This is a genomic window from Lysobacter sp. Soil_N_23 (assembly GCF_057656135.1).
On record NZ_JBDGKY010000016.1, the window covers coordinates 58,850 to 76,831 of the forward strand.

General features: G+C 66.5%; 12 protein-coding genes. 7 read left to right on the plus strand and 5 right to left on the minus strand.

Annotated elements, in window-relative coordinates:
• The first annotated feature begins 60 nt into the window (after positions 1 to 60).
• The 6 genes from AC3A3X_RS12905 to AC3A3X_RS12930 all read left to right on the plus strand — a co-directional run bounded on the left by AC3A3X_RS12905 (position 61) and on the right by AC3A3X_RS12930 (position 11,515).
• Entirely contained in the window at positions 61 to 4,320 is a 4,260-nt protein-coding gene (locus tag AC3A3X_RS12905) for an OmpA family protein (RefSeq protein WP_487583454.1), read from the plus strand.
• Complete coding sequence (locus AC3A3X_RS12910; RefSeq protein ID WP_487583427.1) at positions 4,317 to 8,024, plus strand: TonB-dependent receptor; 3,708 nt, start codon at positions 4,317 to 4,319, stop codon at positions 8,022 to 8,024. The genes AC3A3X_RS12905 and AC3A3X_RS12910 overlap by 4 nt, the downstream gene beginning before the upstream one ends.
• On the plus strand, positions 8,024 to 10,264 hold the full coding sequence (locus tag AC3A3X_RS12915; protein WP_487583428.1) for a DUF6923 family protein: 2,241 nt from the start codon (positions 8,024 to 8,026) through the stop codon (positions 10,262 to 10,264). Before AC3A3X_RS12910 ends, AC3A3X_RS12915 begins: the two co-directional genes overlap by 1 nt.
• Positions 10,265 to 10,294: 30 nt before the next feature.
• A complete protein-coding gene (locus tag AC3A3X_RS12920) occupies positions 10,295 to 10,534 on the plus strand; it encodes a hypothetical protein (protein ID WP_487583429.1) in 240 nt (79 codons plus the stop codon).
• Between the two features lie 126 nt (positions 10,535 to 10,660).
• Positions 10,661 to 10,918, plus strand: coding sequence for a GlsB/YeaQ/YmgE family stress response membrane protein (locus AC3A3X_RS12925; protein WP_487583430.1), 258 nt, complete (start codon positions 10,661 to 10,663; stop codon positions 10,916 to 10,918).
• 171 nt (positions 10,919 to 11,089) lie between these two features.
• Entirely contained in the window at positions 11,090 to 11,515 is a 426-nt protein-coding gene (locus AC3A3X_RS12930; protein ID WP_487583431.1) for a DUF4019 domain-containing protein, read from the plus strand.
• An 11-nt stretch (positions 11,516 to 11,526) separates the two neighbouring features.
• Here the strand turns inward: AC3A3X_RS12930 and AC3A3X_RS12935 are convergent, their stop codons facing one another.
• Positions 11,527 to 11,787 carry a hypothetical protein gene (locus tag AC3A3X_RS12935; protein WP_487583432.1) on the minus strand — a complete coding sequence of 87 codons (261 nt, stop codon included), beginning with the start codon at positions 11,785 to 11,787 and terminating at the stop codon, positions 11,527 to 11,529.
• Between the two features lie 551 nt (positions 11,788 to 12,338).
• On the opposite strand from AC3A3X_RS12935, the gene AC3A3X_RS12940 reads away from it, so the two are divergent.
• The gene (locus tag AC3A3X_RS12940; protein ID WP_487583433.1) at positions 12,339 to 12,776 is read left to right on the plus strand and encodes a PH domain-containing protein; all 438 of its coding nucleotides are present in this window, start codon (positions 12,339 to 12,341) and stop codon (positions 12,774 to 12,776) included.
• A 68-nt stretch (positions 12,777 to 12,844) separates the two neighbouring features.
• Here the strand turns inward: AC3A3X_RS12940 and AC3A3X_RS12945 are convergent, their stop codons facing one another.
• Genes AC3A3X_RS12945 through AC3A3X_RS12960 form a run of 4 tightly spaced genes read right to left on the minus strand, consistent with a single transcriptional unit; the run spans position 12,845 to position 17,976 of the window.
• Positions 12,845 to 14,650 (minus strand): MFS transporter, encoded by a 1,806-nt coding sequence (locus tag AC3A3X_RS12945; protein ID WP_487583434.1) that lies wholly within the window; start codon positions 14,648 to 14,650, stop codon positions 12,845 to 12,847.
• Positions 14,651 to 14,705: 55 nt separating this feature from the next.
• Positions 14,706 to 15,818, minus strand: coding sequence for an N-acetylglucosamine-6-phosphate deacetylase (locus AC3A3X_RS12950; RefSeq protein ID WP_487583435.1), 1,113 nt, complete (start codon positions 15,816 to 15,818; stop codon positions 14,706 to 14,708).
• The gene (locus tag AC3A3X_RS12955) at positions 15,815 to 16,591 is read right to left on the minus strand and encodes a DeoR family transcriptional regulator (protein WP_487583436.1); all 777 of its coding nucleotides are present in this window, start codon (positions 16,589 to 16,591) and stop codon (positions 15,815 to 15,817) included. Before AC3A3X_RS12955 ends, AC3A3X_RS12950 begins: the two co-directional genes overlap by 4 nt.
• Positions 16,592 to 16,626: 35 nt before the next feature.
• Positions 16,627 to 17,976 carry a D-tagatose-bisphosphate aldolase, class II, non-catalytic subunit gene (locus AC3A3X_RS12960; protein ID WP_487583437.1) on the minus strand — a complete coding sequence of 450 codons (1,350 nt, stop codon included), beginning with the start codon at positions 17,974 to 17,976 and terminating at the stop codon, positions 16,627 to 16,629.
• Positions 17,977 to 17,982: the final 6 nt, after the last annotated feature.

Consider the following 17,982-nt stretch of genomic DNA (forward strand, 5'->3'; position numbering starts at 1 on the left):
ACCGTAACGCCCAGCGAGGGCACGTGCGTTTCCTGCTCGACCACGCATCCGCTCGTATCGGTGTCCACTTCCAAGACGTCCGATGTCGGCAACGGAACCGCCGTCGAGCGCGGGGCCACCATCGTCTATACCGTTACGGCGCAGGTGAGCGGTGCAGGCACGTTGACGGCACCGCTGGTGCTTACCGATACGCTGAGCAATGGCTTGACCTTCGGCAGCATCGTGAGCGCCGGCAGTTTCTCCTGCGTCGCCGGAAACCCGGTGCGCTGCACCTTGCCGGTGGGCACCGGCGCCGGGACCTACCCGGTGAGCTACAGCGCCGTAGTGAACGAGGCTGCACTGACGTCGGTCAGCAACACCGTGGTACCCGACCAGGGCACCTGCACTACCTGCACCACCACCAATCCGGTGGTCGACATCGCCACCAACAAGACCTCGGACGTGGGCGACGGGACGCAGGTCAGCGCGGGCGCCACGATTGTCTACACGCTGACATCGACGGTAACCGGCGGACCGCTGAGTCGGCCGCTGACCCTCACCGATACCCTGGGCGCGGGGTTGACCTTCACCGCCGTTACCAGCCCCGGCAACTTCACCTGCAACGCGGCCAATCCGGTGGTGTGCACGCTGCCCTCCGGCACGGCGGCCGGAACGTACTCGGTGAGCTACAGCGCTACCGTCAACGCCACCGCGACCGTTGCCGTGCAGAACAGCGTCGTGCCGAGTGATGGCGAGTGCCTGGACTGCACCACGATCAATCCGCTGGTGGCGGTGCTGACGCAGAAGACCTCCGATATCGGCACCGGCACCGGCGTGCAGGTTGGCGACACGATCGTCTACACGGTGACATCGTTCATCAGCGGCGCAGGCACCCTGGCCACACCGCTGATGCTCACCGATACGCTTAGTCCGGGATTGGCCTTCGGGGCGATCACCAGCCCTGGCAGCTTCAGTTGCGCCGGGGCCAATCCGGTGGTCTGCACGTTGCCGGCCGGCACACCGGCGGGCACGTACCCGGTGAGCTACAGCGCGATCGTGCAGGCATCGGCCACCACGTCGGTGAGCAACACGGTGGTGCCCAACCAGGGCGAATGCGTGGATTGCACCACCACCAATCCGTTGCTCTCGTTGAGCACCAGCAAGACTTCCGACGTCGGCAATGGCACGGCGGTACAGCGCGGCCAGCGGATCACCTATACGGTCACTACGGTCATCGGTGGCGCAGGTGCGCTGAGCCAGGTCTTCACGCTCAGCGACACGCTGGGCCCTGGCCTGAGTCTGGATGCGATCACCGCGCCGGGCGCCTACAACTGCACCGTCGGCAACCCGGTGGTGTGCAGCCTGCCGGTGGGGACGGCTGCTGGAACCTACCCTGTGAGCTACACCGCGCTGGTGCTGCAGGACGCGACCACCTCGGTCACCAACACCGTCACGCCCAGCGATGGTTCCTGCACCACCTGCACCACGGTCAATCCGCTGGTCGAGATCGCCACGAACAAGAGCTCCGACGTGGGCGCGGGTACGCCGGTCGCTCGCGGTCAGACGATCACCTACACGCTCACCTCGACCGTCACCGGCGGAGCGTTGACGCGACCGATGACCCTGACGGACACCTTCGGTCCTGGTCTGACGTTCGGCGCGGTGGCCGCGGCCGGCAGCTTCAGCTGCACCGGCAGCGCGCCCCTGGTGTGCACGCTGCCGGCGGGAACGGCCGCCGGCAGCTATCCGGTGAGCTATACGGTCACCGTTGGCGCCACCGCAACCAGCTCCGTCCACAACAGCGTGGTCCCGAGCGACGGTACCTGCGGTGTGTGCCGCATCGACAACCCCTTGACCGATCCGGTGGTGACGTACTCCAAGGCGGTTGCCCTGCCGGCTGGACAGACAGCGGTGAGCAGCGGGGACACGCTGACCTACACGCTGACCACGACCGTGACGGTGGCACCGACCACCGATGTGGTCACGCTCACCGACACGCTTGGTTCCGGTCTGCAGTTCGGTAGCGTCACCTCGGCGACAGGTTTCACTTGCGGCGCGGCCGCGCCTCTGGTGTGCACACTGCCGGCCGGAACCGCGACGGGCACCTATACGGTGAGCTACACCGCACTGGTCACGCCGTCGGCCAGTGGAACGGTGCGCAACGCAGTGGTTGGCACGGGTGGCGACAATCCCTCGTGCACCGTCAACTGCGGCACCGACACGCCGGTGCTCACGCCGGCCGTGAACGTCAACAAGTCGGCCGACCCGAGCAGCGGAACGCAGGTCGAGCGCGGCCAAGTGCTGCAATACACGCTTACTGCCGTGGTGACCAACGCGGCGTTGACATCGCCTTTGGTGCTGACCGACACCCCCGACCCGGGCCTGACCATCGGTACCCTGCCGGCGCAGTGCAGCCCGAACGGGACGCTGATCGTGTGCACTCTGCCTGCGGGCACGCCCGTAGGCGTCTACAACATCACCTACGACGTCACCGTCAACACGGAAGCTGGCAGCATAGTCAACAACACAGTGTCGCCTTCCGGCGGCGGCTCCCAGCTGCCGACCTGCGATACCTGCACGACGACGCATCCTGTGGATGATCCGCTGCTGCGCATCGTCAAGACGGCAGGCGTTCGTGAAGTGCGCATCGGCGATCTGGCGCCCTACACACTGAGGATCGCCAACGTCAGCAATGTCGATCTGATCGACGGCAGTATCGTTGACACCACGCCTGCTGGCTTCTCGTTCGTCGCCGGATCGATGCGGCAGAGCGCGGGCGACCCGTTGACCGTGAGCGGCGCAGGACCGATTCGACTGGGCGGATTGAACCTGCCGGCCGGTGGCTTCATCACCGTGACCTACCTCATGCGGGTGGGCGCGGGCGTGCGGTCCGGCACGCATGTGAACCAGGCCCAGGCCCTGTCTCCGGCCGGTACGCCGATCTCCAACATCGCCACGGCGCAGGTCGTCCTCGGCAGCGACCCCTTGCTGGACGAGAGCCTCATCTTCGGTACCGTCTTTGACGATCGCGACGGCGATGGTTGGCAGGACCGCGCCGACCTGACCGACGTGCGGGTGCAGGGCGGCTTCGCCGACGCCGACTACGTATCGGGATCCACAACCCTCGAGCGCGATGGCGCGACGCAGCCCCAGCCCGATGCCAGTGCACCGATGACACACGGTCTGGCGCTGGGAAGCATCGCCGCACGCGGTTCCGACGCCGACCCCGCGGAATCGCACCAGGTCATCGTGCGGCAACGGCTGCGCCAGGCGCGGTTCACCGACGACTTCGTGCTCACCAGCGCGCAAGGCGTGACGGTGCGCATGGACGCGCAGGGAAAGACCCGCATGGAGCGCAACGGCGAAGCGGCCAAGGGCCTCAATGCCGCCGTTCCGGACGTCGAGCGGGTGGTGAGCGAAACCGCCGATGGTGTGACTGTCGAGTACGTCATACGCAACCAGGGCGTGGACGAGCGCGGCATCCCCGGCGTGCGCATCGCGTCGGTCGAGGGGCTGCTGATGGAGACCGATCAGTTCGGTCGCTATCACCTGGTCGGCATCGATGGTGGAGCATGGGAGCGAGGCAGGAACTTCATCCTCAAGGTCGATCCGGTCACCTTGCCGCCGGGCTCGCAGTTCACCACCGACAATCCTCTGCTGCGCCGGATCACCCCGGGCGTGCCGGTGCGTTTCGACTGGGGCATCCGGTTGCCGGAGGCGACGCTAGAACCCGGAACGCAGGCCGTGGAGGCTGTGCTGGGCAAGGTGATGTTCGCCCCAGGCAGCGCCACGATCGTGCCGAAGTATCTGCCCGCCGTCGAACGCATGGTCGGGCAGCTGCACGGACGCCGTGGCGAGGTGGTGATCGGAGCGGACGGTGATACGCCGGAGCTCGCCTTCGCGCGCGCCACCGCACTCCAGGAAGCGTTGCAGTCGCGGTTGTCGCCCGCAGAGCTCGACGCGCTGCGCATCAGCGTGCGCGAAAAGGCGTCCGATCCGTCCTCGATGGTCGCCGGTCTGGGCAAGGGCAACACCTTGCTGGGGACGCTGCTGTTCGACAACGACAAGGCGACGATCCGGCCCCAGTACCGTCCGCTGCTCGACGGCATCGCCGCGGACCTGGAGCGCAATGGCGGCGGTACTGTCGCCATCATCGGCTATACCGACGTCCACGGTGGCTACGCCTACAACACGCAGCTCGGTCTGCGCCGCGCGCGGGCGGTGTACGACGCCATCGCCGCGCGTCTGAGCCCCGAAACGCGTACCCGCGTGAAGGTCGAGGCGAGCGCCGAAACGCGCGCCCCGGTGGACGTCCCGCCACCGCGGGAGCCACGGCCATGAAGCGCAAGCTGCTGGACTGCACGCTGGTCGGGCTGCTCGCCAGCGGTGCCCCGTGGGCGCAGGCGCAATCGCCCGCGCCGCCTGCCGCTGGCGATACGCCCGCGCAGGACGACCCCCAGCTGCAGTGCGACGCGCAGTCCTGCCGGGGCGACGAAGGCCTGCTGTTCCAGCTGCGCACGCGCAGCTACGACGAGCCGGTGACGCAGGGCACCGACGAACGTTCGTCGGTGGAGCGCCTGCAGCCCGACCGCCGCGTGGAGGTCGTGCGCCAGTCGCCGGGCGAGGCCGTGGCCCACGGGCGCTTCTCGGTGCAGATGCCGGGAGGCGGAGTGGTATGGGCAACGGAAGATCCCAACCTGGGACAGCCGGAACTTGCCATCTCGGCGCCATCGTTCGTCGCGTTCGACGGACAGCATGTCGCCCAGCCCGTGCCCTTCGCCGTTCGCAGCAACTACCCGGCCTTCATTGACCGCATGGAGGTCACGATCTACCGCGGCACCGACACGGACATGGTGGAGCCGGTGGCGCGAGTGCAGATTCCGGTGACGGGCGTCGGGCAGACGCAGTGGGACGGCCGCCTGCCCGATCAGTACCGGTTCCGTGCCGGAGACGACCTGGCCTATGTGCTGCGCGCCTATGCCGCCGATGGCACCTTCGACGAGACCTATCCGGCCCGGATACAGCTGGTGACGCCGGAGGAGGCCGAGCGTGGCAACCGCTCGCTCCGCGAGACCACCGAACGCACGCTCGGCACCGCCTTGAGCAACGAGCAGGCACAGGATCAGCGCCTCGTCGACGATGTGTTCTCTCGCAACGGTTTGCGTCAGCAGAACATCGCCGTCCATGGCTCGCGCATCCGCCTGCAGGGACGGGATCTTCCGGCCGGGCAGACGCTGACCATCGACGATCAACCCTATCCGGTGGATCTGGAGCGCAAGTTCGCGGCCGAATTCCTGATGCCGGTGGGTCGGCATTCGTTCGACATCGCCGTCGCTCCCGCCGGCGGTGCGGCACAGGGGGAGGACGCGCAGCACCGGCGCATCGACATGGAGGTCACCGGTCGCTACTTCTTTGCCGTCGGCCTGGCCGACGTGACCGTCGCGCAGAACGACATCGGCAAATCGACGGCGCTGCTCTCCGTCGACGAGCGCTACAAGGACGACATCATCAGCGACGGCCGTCTCGCCTTCTACCTGAAGGCCAGGGCGCGCGCGAAGTACCTGATCACCGCGCAGGCCGACACCACCGAGCAGGATCTCGGCCATCTGTTTGATGGCTTTACCAGCGCGACTCCGCAGGACATTTTCCGGCGTCTCGATCCGGATCTCTACTACCCAACCTATGGCGACGATTCCACAACCTATCGGGACGTCGATACGATGGGACGCTTCTATCTGCGCGTGGACTGGGACCAGAACCAGGCGTTGTGGGGCAACTACGCAACGGGCCTGACCGGCACCGAGTACGCCCAGTACGTGCGCTCGCTGTACGGTGCCGCGCTGGCCTGGCGTTCGCGGGGCATCAACGCCTGGGGCGATCCACGCAGCGAGGTGCGCGCATTTGGATCACAGGCCGAAACGGCGCCGGGACACAACGAGTTCCTCGGCACCGGCGGCAGCCTGTACTACCTGCGCAACACCGACATCCTGCCGGGCTCCGACAGTGTCGTGCTCGAGATCCGCGACCCGAGCACCGGTCGCGTGGAGAGTCGAGTGCCACTGCTGCGCGGCGCCGATTACGAAATCGACGAGTTGCAGGGCCGGCTCCTGATGACGCGGCCGCTGGCCCAGATCACGCGCGAGAACGTGCCGACCCTGACCCGCGACACACCGCTGGACGGATTCGAACAGCGTTTGGTGGTCGACTACGAGTGGGTGCCGAGTGGCTTCGACGACGACAACATCACCGCCGGTGTGCGCGGCAAACAATGGTTCGGCGATCACGTAGGCGTGGGGCTCACCTACGTCGACGAAAAGCGTGATGGCGCCGATTACACGCTCAGCGGCGCGGACCTGACCCTGCAGGCGGGGAAGGGTACCTATCTGAAGGCCGAGTATGCGCGGACCGAATCGTTCAGTGCGCCGATCCTGTTCTCCGACAACGGCGGCTTCACGTTCGCTCCGATCAACCGGCTCGACGGCCATCGCGAAGGCGATGCCAGGTCCGTCGAAGCGCGCGTCAATTTCAAGGAGCTGGGCTGGACAAAGCTGGACTGGAGTGCGGGTGCCTGGTGGCGCGATACCGAGGCGGGCTATTCCACCGCACGCAGCGATCCCAGCCGTCCGGTCACCGAGTACGGCGCGGAGGTGCTGGGCCAGTTCACGCCGGATGTCAGTGTATACGCGCGCTACAGCAAGGCGGAGGTGGGCGTCGAATCGCTCACTCAGGCGCAGGCCAGTGCCGAGTGGCGCATCGATGATGCGAACACCTTGCGGGGCGAAGTGCGGCGTGTCGAGGAATCCCGGCTGTCCGGCCAAGCCGCGGGCGTGCTGGGCGCCATGGAGTACGCGCACCAGTTCAACAGCAGTCTCACCCTGTATGGCCTGGCGCAGGCGACGCTGGACGATGACGGTGGTCGATACGAAGACAACGACGCGCTGGTGGCTGGCGGAAAGTACCTGTTCGGCGACCAGTCCTCGATCAGCGGCGAGGTCAGTTCCGGCGACCGTGGCGACTCGGCGCTGATCAGCGGCGAGTACCGCCTGACGCCGGAACATTCCTTCTATGCCGGTTACACCTACTCCACGGACACCACGGCGTACGAATCACTGTTCGAACCCAACCGGCAGAACGGTTGGACCGTGGGTCAACGCTGGCGCGTGTCCGAACGGATCAACCTGTTCAACGAGAGCCAGTTCCTGAAGGAGCCCGCCCAGTCCGGACTCGCGCACACCTATGGCATGGATTTCTATCCGGCGGAGGGATGGAACCTGGGGTTCACCTTGCAAAGCGGCGACCTGGAAAAGGCCGGTGGCGCCAACGTCGATCGACGTGCCGCGAGCGTGAGCGGCGGCCACACTTCGCCGACGAGCGATTGGCAGAGCAAGGTCGAATGGCGCCGGGATACCGGTGCGGAGCGCAGGACCCAATGGGTCACGACCAACCGGCTCAGTTGGAAACTCAGTGAAAGCTGGCGCATTGCAGCCCGCATCAACTACTCCGATACGGAAGACGACTACAACCGCCTTGCCGACGCGCGGTTCGTCGAAAGCAATCTCGGCTTCGCGTGGCGTCCGTGGAACAGCCAGCGCTGGTCGCTGTTCGGACGCTACACATACCTGTACGACCTGGCCACGCTGGGCCAGGTCGGTGGCGCGGAGAACGACCAGCGCACCCAGATCCTCTCGCTTGAAGGCATCTACAAACAGGACCAGCACTGGGAATATGCACTCAAGTTGGCCCGGCGCGACGGCGAGGTGCGCGTGGAACGAGGCATCGGACCATGGTTCGACTCGGGTACCAACTTCGCCGCCGCACAGGTGCGTTACGACCTTCGCGCCCAATGGCACGCCCTTGCGGAGTACCGTTGGCTGGCTGTCGACGACGGCGGCACGCAACAGGGCTTCCTGGTCGGCCTTGATCGCGACGTGGGCAACAACTTCCGCGTCGGTGTCGGTTACAACTTCACGGACTTCAGCGATGACTTGACCGAGTTCGATTACAACCACCGTGGGTGGTTCCTGAATCTCACCGGAACCTACTGATGCGTACGATCATGAACGCCTCGAGTCCAGTCCATGCAGTCGCCGTCCACTTGATCGCTCCAGGTGGCGGCGCGACTGTCGTGCGTGCCCGAGGCAGTTCGATCGCGCGCAAGCTGCGGGGCAGCTTCTTCCTGGCATCGCTGGTTTGCGCTTGCCCTGCCTTCGCCCAGGTCGTCGACGTCCAGGTGGCGGTAACCAACACGCCCGACAGCGGCCCAGGCGATCTGGCCGACGACACCTATCGCCCAGGCGATCGGTTCGACTACACGGTTCGAGTGCACAACTCGGGGCCGACTGCGGTGCGCGACGCGCGGGTGATCGTTCCGCTCCCCGACGGCATAGCCAGCGCCAACTGGTCGTGTCGCGGCGATGGCGGCGCCCGTTGCGGTCGCGACTCCGCCCGCGGCGCTGTCGACGATACGGTGACCTTGCCGGTCGACGCCACCGTCACCTATCGCTTCGAGTTCGCGGTTCCGGCGGCGTATCCCAATGCCCATCCGCAGCTGGACGTGGAAGCCAGCGTCCGGCTTCCACCCGGCCTGCGTGCGACCGATCCCGGGCGCCTGGTCGCGCGCGATTCCGATACGGCTCGCGAAGTCGCCGCACTGCCGGCGCCGCTGGGCGAGGCGCCGCGGGGGCAGCCGGCCGCAGCACCACCGACGCCACCGGCCCTGCCGACGCGGGGCGCACGCTCCTCAGGGATGCTGGGCGGACAGTCACGCGGCGGGCTGGGAGCATTGGCCGGCGTGGCCGCGGCGGGTCCGTTTCCCACGTGCGGCCCTGAGATGTTCATCACCCAGGCGCCATCCGGGAACGACAACACCACACTCTCGATCGTTGATACGAGTGTCATTCCCTTCGTACTGAATGCACTCGGCACCGGCAGCGTGCCCTACAACGCCGTGGGCTTCCGTCCAGCCGACAGCTTCCTTTACGGCATCCAGATCGGCACCAACAGGCTGGTGCGGATCCATTCGGACGGTTCGACGGAGCTGTTGAACACGGTGACAGGGTTGCCCGCCACGTTCCCATCCCCGCCGGTGAACAATTCGTACAACTCAGGCGAAATCGGCACTGACGGATTCCTCTACGTCAAGACGCAAAACGTCGTAAGCGCGATCTACCGCATCGATTTGTCGAGCTTGCCAAGTGCGACGGCCACCCGCATCAATCTGACCGGCGGCACGGTGAGCGGCGCGGACTTCGCGTGGATCAACAACCGGCTGTACACGGTCAACCAGAGCGGCACTGTGGCGTGGATCGATCCGGCCACGGGTGCCGTCACCACGCTGCCCGTCGCCAATGGTGCGTTGGGCAATGTGGGTGCGCTGTTCGGGACGCCCTCTGCACTCTACGGCTCCCGCAACGATCCGGGTGGGTTCTATCAGTTCGACCTGGTTACCGGTCGTGCGACGCGACTGTCCGGTTCGCCGGTGGTCGGCAGCAATGACGGCGCGCACTGCGCATCGGCCGCCGTCATCCTGTCCACGGATGTGGGCGTCACCAAGACCAACACACCTGCGCAGGGGCCGAACGATCTCCCCAATGACACCTACGTCCCGGGGACCAACGTCGTCTACAGCATCGTGGTGAGCAACCGCGGCCCGGTAGGCGTGCAGGCGCTTCGTGTGCAGGATGCCTTGCCGCCCGGTATCACCTCGGCCTCCTGGACGTGTGCCATCACGCAGGGGCAGGGGAGGTGCGGAGAGGCCTCTGGAACGGGTGCCATCGACACCACGGTCGATCTGGAGTTTGACGAGACCACGCGCGTGGTGGCTCAGGCCACGTACACCCTCACGGTTGGTGTTCCGTCGGACTATCCGCTGAGTCAGCCGGCGCTCGCCAACACCACCACCATCCAGTTGCCGGTGGGCTACACCGATCTGACTCCTGGCGACAACTCCGCGACCGACACCGATCCCTCCGCGCAGACTGATCTGCGGGTCATCAAGACCACGCCGGCGGCCAGCGTGCGTGTAGGCGAAACCATCACCTACACCCTGACGGCCGACAATCTCGGTCCGATGGATGTGACCAACGCACTGCTGAGCGACACGCCAAACAGTCATCTCGACTGCCTGACGCCCGCCACTCCCCCGACCTGCATGGCCACCGGTGCGGCGCTTTGTCCCACTACGATCAGCCGCTCGCAGCTATTCGGCGTGGGTGTCGTCGTCCCGAATCTGCCCGCCAACAACGGCCAGATTGTGGTGACGGTGACGTGTTCCGTGACGCCATGAGGGTCTGACTTAGAAGCGCCGGATTGCGGCATGAGTCTCGTCGAGTACCGGGCGTCGTCGCCAGCAGCGCCGACCGATCGAGTTGCACGCCGGCAGACTGTCGCGACGATGACGACGAAGATCCTCGATGATCACGCCCCGAGCTGGTGGCAGGTTCGCGCCGCGAACCGTTCGTTCGACGCACCGCGCGTCGTCAAGCGAACGAATCTGTCCGCACGGTCCAGGAGAGTCTCCGCATGGACGCCCTTTTGTCATTCGGGCAACCATTGAGAAGTTCGCCCATGGCGATGCTTGCGGTCGGGTCTTATCGTGGTCCGGTTTCACGCGGTGCACGCATCATCAGGCGTGAAGTTCGACGGACCGCACGGCTCACCCCACTCAAGAAGGACCGTTCCCATGAATTTCCTGATCTATCTCATCGTCGGTGGCATCGCTGGCTGGTTGGCCAGCATCGTGATGCGACGTGACGCATCGCAAGGCATCGTGCTCAACGTGGTGGTTGGCATCCTGGGTGGATTCCTCGGCGGCTGGTTCCTGCCCAAGCTCGGCCTGGCATTCGGTGGCGGCTGGGTGGGCTTCCTGATCACCGCCTTCATCGGCGCTGCGGTCCTGCTGCTGGTCATCAATCTGCTCACGCGCGGCCGCGCGCGCTGATCCCGGGTGCTTCATGCGAACCCGCCACCGATGAGGTGGCGGGCTTCGCCGCTTGCGGACGACTTTGGGATTCGTCCCATGGGCCGGGCATTGCGGAATCGCTACAACGTACTTGTCTGGCATCGGGCACGGCCTGCTACACCAGGCACCCGACAGCCCCAGGAAACCGTCATGTACGAAACCGCCCACGGATCGCTTGATGCCGACGACAGCATCGAGCCCAGCGCACTCAGGGATGCCAGCCTGCGAATGGCGCTTGCCCTCGACGCCGGGCACGGCAAGCAGGTATGGCGTGCCGCATCGGAGGTGGTCAAGGAGTTGTTGAGCTGCGACGAGTTCGCGCATGCCGTTGCGGCGCGGCGGCATGCCGCCGGAAAGGTGCGACGTCGCGACTGGCACCTGATCAGCCGCCGGGTCTGCTCCGGGTCGGACATCGATGGCCTGCCGCCCGGCATCTACGCATGCTCCGAATTCACGGTGACATTCGATGACGAACGGACGGGGCGAGAGGTGGTGTCGTTCAGGCTGGATGAAGACGGTGTCTGGCGCTTCGTCGGCAACCACATCGAGTGCCGCGAAGAGGCCAGGCCTGCTTGAGTCCAGGTGGCCTATGCGGCAATCGCGCCAACGCCGTGCGCGACTTCAAGCTCGGAGGCGTACACGTCCGCAAGCCACCGGCGCGCGCCATTGGTGCCGGTGCATTCGACCATCAGCAACGGCGGGTTGATCCCGGTTACCGGGTACTCGAAGACCACCACTGCCAGCTCGCCTGCTTCCGGCTGGGCATAGGCACGCGCGCGACAGCGGTGGACGCGACTGGCAGGAATGGCCCGCGTGATGCGAACGTGATCGGACTCTGAGATGGGCATGCGGGTGAAGGTATGAACCGGACGACCTGCAGGAACGGTACGTCTGAATGATGACAACGGAAGTGTCGGCCTGAAGGGGATTGACCACCCGCTGTGCCTGTATCGGCAAATTTCGGATGTTTCCCATATATGGATCGCTGCACCTGCGCTACAAAGGCAACGCCGGATATCGGCCCGGCAAGCAGATCGGTTCCTTCTGTTCGGCAAAGCGCACGGTCGTATCTCCACGGCCACGCTGAAGCGCGCTGAACGCTCGCATGATCAGGACCGTCTGAATGAGAAATCCCGCTGGTTCCATCAGCCAACTGCACGTCGGTCGCGATCCTCGGAGCCCTGCTCCCGGCGCTCAGGTCGTATCCCTTGTGCCATCGGAAGGGGAGCCTTCGCCCAAGGTGCGCAGGTCTTCGATCGCCTGCGTCTCCCAGATGGCGTACGGAAGCGGGCCCTGTGACCACGTTGTCGAGATCGGTGGCCAGTCAAAGCAGGAGCTGGCGACTGTTTCCAGTGGTTCGGTCCAGCCGGTTCAAGACTGCGGGTCCCTGGCAGGCGACGTGCTGGTTCTGCGCATCGGCAAGCGAAGCGCCTGGCGATTGGCCGCAATGGGCGCTGTCGTACTCATCGCGATCTGCGCCGCGGGTTCGAAAGCTCCGGCGATCCTCAGCATGATCGGCGCAATCTATCTGGGCATCGCCTGGGCGCATGGCGTGGGCCACCGTGTCCGCGTCGGCATCGGTGGCGTCACTGCGCTGAACCTCTTTGGAAAGTCGCGCCGCCTGCACTGGTCCGACGTCAGGGCCGTGTCGTTTCCCCGGGGAGAGATCGTGATTCACGGCGAGGGGCGCTGCCGGGTGCGGGTGCCGGCCACGTTCGACGGCCACCGTGCTGCCATCCGCCTGCTCCGGATCCGGTTGCCGCGTGAGGCCCTGGATCAGAGTCGCATCGGGCTGGAGACCCACTATCTGTGTCAGTGGGATGACTGCGAATGGTGAGGGCAAGGCGCTGTTCGCTTTTGCGCGCCAAACCAGCACGACGGCACTGATGCCATGCCCGAATCGACCTAGCGGAAGCCCGCCTCGATCTGCTCCAGCGACTTGCCCCTGGTCTCCGGCAGAAGGAATGCGGCGACCAGGAAGTAGACCACCGAACACCCCGCCCACGCGAAGAACATGCTCGCGTAGCCATGGTGGCCGACCACCGGCAGGAACACCGCGGCGATCGTCGTCGACACCAGCTGGTTGATCAGCAGGGCGATGCTCATGCCGTTGGAGCGGATGCGCGTGGGCATCAGTTCCGACAGCGCCAGCCACACGCATACGCCCGGACCCACGGCGAAGAACGCCACGAACACCAGGATGCAGACGGCGACCGCCCAGCCGTGTGCAGCAGAGGGCACCGGGCCAATGCTGGCGCGTTCGATCCGCAGCGGTGCCTGTGCGGCTGCAGCGGGATCCGGGAAGGGATTGAGATGAACCCTGCGGAAGAACGCACCGATCACACCGTCGGCCTGCACGCTTGCATCGCGCCGGATCACCAGTTCATCGGCATCGAGTGCGTCGCTGCGCAGCGAGCGCACGTTGGTGAACCCGCCGTAGGCATAGGAGACGGTCAACTGCTGCGGTTGCCTGACGTCGGCCCCGGCCAGTCGCTGCCAGTTCGCCGCATCGAGCTTCAACGTCAGCGAGTCGCTGCTGACCTGTTGCTGGAGCGCCGGGCGAATGTCGAGGTGGCCACGTTCGGCCTGCAGGAACAGCAGCGCCGCCGACAGCAGCGCAAGCGCGATGCCGCCGCTGCCGAGCATCAGCAGGAACTTGCGTCCCTTGCGATCGACCAGCAGCAGCGCGACCACGGTCATCACCGCATTGAGCAGTTTGATCGCCACGTCCGCGCCGTTGGCCACCGCACCGGGCAGGCCGGCCTGGTGGAGGATGGTGACGGCGTACGCCAGCACCGAGTTGATGCCGGTGGCCTGGGTGCAGGCAAGGATCAGGCATGCGAGCAGGAAGGGCCATGCATAGCGGCGGCTCAGGAGGCTGTCGCGCTTGTCATCGGCATTGGCGGCCGAAGTCGCCGGCACCTGCATCGCTCGCAGGGTCGACTCCACATCGTCGGCCGCAACGGTACGCTGCAACGCCAGTCGCGCCTGCGCGATGCGGCCGCGCTGCGCCAACCAGCGCGGCGACTCGGTCAGCAGCATGACGCCGGCGCTGAACACCAGGCCCGGCAGCAGGCAGCTCCAGAAGATCGTGCGCCAGGCGTGGTCCTTCACTTCGAACAGGACGCGGCGCTGCTCGTCGCTCGCAAGCGTCTGCACCGATGCGGTGGCGGTGTCGACCACATGCGCCTGGTACAGGCCGATCAAGGCCGCCAGTACCAGCCCCACGGTCAACAGCAACTGGAACATCGCCGCGCCGCGGCCGCGTTTCTCCGGGCTGAGCACCTCGGCCAGGTAGAGCGGCACGACGACGCCGATCAACCCGCCGCTGATGCCTTGCAGCAGCCGTCCCAGCAGCAGCGGCACATAGCCCGAGGCGAGCGCCATCACCGGGATGCTCAGGGTGAACAGCACGCCCGCGAGCAGCATCGCCCCGCGGCGACCGACCATGTCGGCGATCGCGCCGGCGAACAGCGACGACAGCACGCTGCCCAGCAGCACCGCCGCGACGACGAAGCTCAGCTGCTGGCTGGTCAGATGCCAGCTCACGCTTGCGGTGGACTCCAGGTAGGGCAGTGCGCCGGCGATGATGCCGATGTCGATGCCGTACAGCAGCCCGCCCATCCCGGCGATGAAAAGCAGGTAGCGGACCTGCCACAGCGGGCTTGCGACGCGGTCTTGCGCGGGCATGGCGGCGGAAACGTCGTTCATCGGGCCGGTCCTGGAGGAGAAGGGAATCGTTGCCGCGCAGTTGCGCCAGCGGTGGTCAGGCGACTTCGATCGCGTCGCCTTCGACGAAGACCTGTCGCACCTGCAGTTGCGCGTCGAGCACCACGATGTCGGCCCAGGCATCAGGTGCCAGGCGACCGCGGTCATGCAGGCCGAGGTAGTCGGCCGGATAGAGCGACAAGCGGTTGGATGCGTCGTCCAGGTCGAGACCGAGCGACACCAGGTTGCGCAGTGCCTGGTCCATGGTCAGCGCGCTGCCGGCAAGCGAGCCGGCGGCCAGCCGCACGCAACCCAGGCACTTGAAGACCCGCTGCGATCCCAATGCGTACTCGCCGTCGGGCATGCCGGTGGCGGCGGTGGCGTCGGTGACGCAGTACAGGCGCGGGATTGCGCGCAGCGCGGTGCGGATCGCACCGGGATGCACGTGCTGCAGGTCCGGGATCAGTTCGGCGTACTGCGCATGCGCGAGCGCCGCGGTGGCGATGCCGGGGTGGTAATGGTCGAATCCGGTCATGCCGTTGAACAGATGGGTGAAGCCGGCGGCACCGGCTTCCAGCGCGGCCACGCCGTCTTCGTAGCTGCCGGCACTGTGGCCGAGCTGCACGCGGATGCCGAGCGCCTTCAATCGCGGAATCAGTGCGCGGTGGTTGCCGATCTCCGGCGCAAGCGTCAGCACGCGGATCGGTGCCAGTGCGTGCAGCCGCTCGACCTGCCCGATCGTCGCTTCGACCACCAGCGGTGGCTGCGCGCCGAGGCGTTCGATGCTGATGAACGGACCTTCCAGGTGCACGCCCAGCACGCGTGCCATGCCGAGGTCGCGCGTTCCGATCGCGCCAGCCAGGCCGTGCAGCGCGTGCACGATGTCGTCTTCGTGCGCGGTCATGGTGGTGCCGAGCAGGGCGGTGGTGCCGTGTCGGGCGTGCGTGCGGGCCACCGTCCGGGCGGCGTCGCCGCCCTGCATGATGTCGACGCCGGCCGCGCCATGGACATGCAGGTCGATGAAGCCGGGAAGGATCAGCGGCAGGTCGCCGTCTGGATTGCGGTCGGGCGTGGCGCGGATGCTGCGCACGCGCTGGTCGAACTCGATTTCCCCCTGCATCCAGCCCGTTGCGGTGAGGATGCGGCCGTGCAGCGTGCGTGGCTGGGTCAAGGCGGTGGCTCGGCGATGATCACCTCGATGCCCAGGCGCTGCAGTCCCTCGCGGTACTCGCTGCTGATGCCGGCGTCGGTGATGACGGTATGGATCTGGTCGAGCCGGCCGATGCGATGCAGGCTGACCCGACCGAACTTGGAGGCGTCGGTCAGCACGACGACCTTGCGCGCGTGCTCGACCATGCGGTGGTTGAGGCTGGCTTCGGCCTCGTGGTGCGTGGTCAGGCCGAACTGCAGGTCCAGGCCATCCACACCCAGGAACAGGGTGTCGAAGCTGTAGGCATTGAGGCTGGCTTCGGCCTGGCTGCCCTGCAGCGACAGCGATTGCTTGCGCAGCAGGCCGCCGGTCAGCAGCAGCTCCACGCCGGGCGCGTTGGCCAGTTCCCAGGCGATGTTGAGGCCGTTGGTCATCACCGTGATGTCGCGGTGCAGGTGCAGGTGCCGCGCCAGCGTCATCGTGGTCGAGCCGGAGTCGATGATGATGTTGTCGCCCGGCCTCACCAGTCGCGCCGCGTTCGCGCCGATCGCATCCTTCAGCGGCAGGTTCAGCGCGTCCTTCTCGTGGATGTTCTGTTCCGGCGGCGGCGTGCGCACCAGCGCGGCGCCGCCGTGGTTGCGCGTGGCCAGCCCCTGCGACTCGATGTGGGTCAGGTCGGCGCGGATCGTCACCGACGACACCCCGAAGCGCTCGACCAGCTCGGCGACCTGCACGTTGCCCTGCAGGACCAGCAGTTGCAGGATCTGTTGCCGGCGTTGGCGGGTGTTTCGCATGGTGGGCCTGTCGGTTCGGTTCGGAAGCGGGAAGCTTATCGTTCCGAAAGGGCAACGGCGGCGGAAGTTTCGTTTCCGACCCGCGGCCCGGCCTGGTTACGGGCGCAGGCGCGGGCGTACTCGGCCAGGCGCAGGGAGACCTTGTGCTGGATCAGCGCATGCGGGTCGGGCGCCAGCCGTCCGGCCACTACTTCGCGGTACTGCTCGGGCATGTACTGGCTCAGCAGGGTCGGGGTTGGCGGATGCCGTTGCAGGTTGTCGACCAGCTGGTCGACCGCATCGCGTACCCGCGGTTCGCCCCAGTAGTACCTGCAGCGGTCGCTGAGCGCGTACTTGCGCAACAGGCGCAGCTGGTGCTCGTTGCCGCTGTAGTGATTGCGCCAGTGGCCAGGGCGCTCGAGCATGCTGTGGTCCAGCGCCTCGGGCAGCCGCGAGAGGTGCTCGCCGTGCGGCATCAACTCGTCTTCGATGGCCGCCAGCGCGAACAGCGCCTCGCGCAGCGCGAACGTCGCGGCCGGACCGACCTTGAGGATCGCGAAATGGTCGCGCACGAGTGCGTGCAGCGACGCTTCGGTCTGGTAGTCGGTGGAGTGCGCCTCGAACACGATGCGCGGCTGCGCTTCGATGAAGTCCGACAGGGCGGCTGCGGCCTGGCGGTCGTAGTGGTGCACCTCGCTGTGGTCGAAGTCGACGCCGGGCTGCACCACCATCGCGATCACGCGCTCCCACGCCGACGCCAGGTCGGGCGTGGCGAAGGCCTGGCGATGGATTTCGAGCGTGCGCGCGGCGGCCTGCGGACGAGTCACCTCCAATCCGGCAGCCAGTGAGGCTTCGCCGCCGGGCACCGGCACTTCGGTGCCGATCACGTACACAGGGGCCGGCAGGCCAGCGTCGCGGGCCGTACGCTCTGCGATCCGCGCCAGTTCCGCCGACCGGGCGGCGACAGTCTCGTCGGCCAGCGGCGTCGGGTCGTCGGCGCAGGACATGCTGCAGTCGAGATGGATCTTCTGGAATCCGGCGGCGACGTAGGTGGCGATCAACTCGCGCGCGTGCGCCATTGCCTCGGCCGCCGGCTGCTTCTGCCACGTATTCGGGCCGAGATGGTCGCCACCCAGTACCAGTCGCTCTATCGGGAACCCTTGCGTGTGCGCCAGGCGCAGCACGTAGTCGCGGAACTGCGACGGGTTCATGCCGGCGTAACCGCCGAACTGGTCGACCTGGTTGGAGGTCGCTTCGATCAGCAGCAGGGTGTCGTAGCGCAGTGCGACCTGCATCGCCGCCAGCAGCACCTGCTCGTGGCTGCAGCAGACGCTGTAGATGCCTGTGCTTTCGCCGCGGCGATGGGCGGCGAGCAGGGCAGTGATCGGAGAGGCGGGTACGGACATCGGCAT

Coding starts and splice junctions, on each gene's coding strand:
- AC3A3X_RS12960 (WP_487583437.1), bottom strand. CDS start 17,976: ATGTCCGTACCCGCCTCTCCGATCACTGCCCTGCTCGCCGCCCATCGC.
- AC3A3X_RS12945 (WP_487583434.1), bottom strand. CDS start 14,650: ATGAACGACGTTTCCGCCGCCATGCCCGCGCAAGACCGCGTCGCAAGC.
- AC3A3X_RS12955 (WP_487583436.1), bottom strand. CDS start 16,591: ATGCGAAACACCCGCCAACGCCGGCAACAGATCCTGCAACTGCTGGTC.
- AC3A3X_RS12915 (WP_487583428.1), top strand. CDS start 8,024: ATGCGTACGATCATGAACGCCTCGAGTCCAGTCCATGCAGTCGCCGTC.
- AC3A3X_RS12925 (WP_487583430.1), top strand. CDS start 10,661: ATGAATTTCCTGATCTATCTCATCGTCGGTGGCATCGCTGGCTGGTTG.
- AC3A3X_RS12920 (WP_487583429.1), top strand. CDS start 10,295: ATGAGTCTCGTCGAGTACCGGGCGTCGTCGCCAGCAGCGCCGACCGAT.
- AC3A3X_RS12910 (WP_487583427.1), top strand. CDS start 4,317: ATGAAGCGCAAGCTGCTGGACTGCACGCTGGTCGGGCTGCTCGCCAGC.
- AC3A3X_RS12930 (WP_487583431.1), top strand. CDS start 11,090: ATGTACGAAACCGCCCACGGATCGCTTGATGCCGACGACAGCATCGAG.
- AC3A3X_RS12935 (WP_487583432.1), bottom strand. CDS start 11,787: ATGCCCATCTCAGAGTCCGATCACGTTCGCATCACGCGGGCCATTCCT.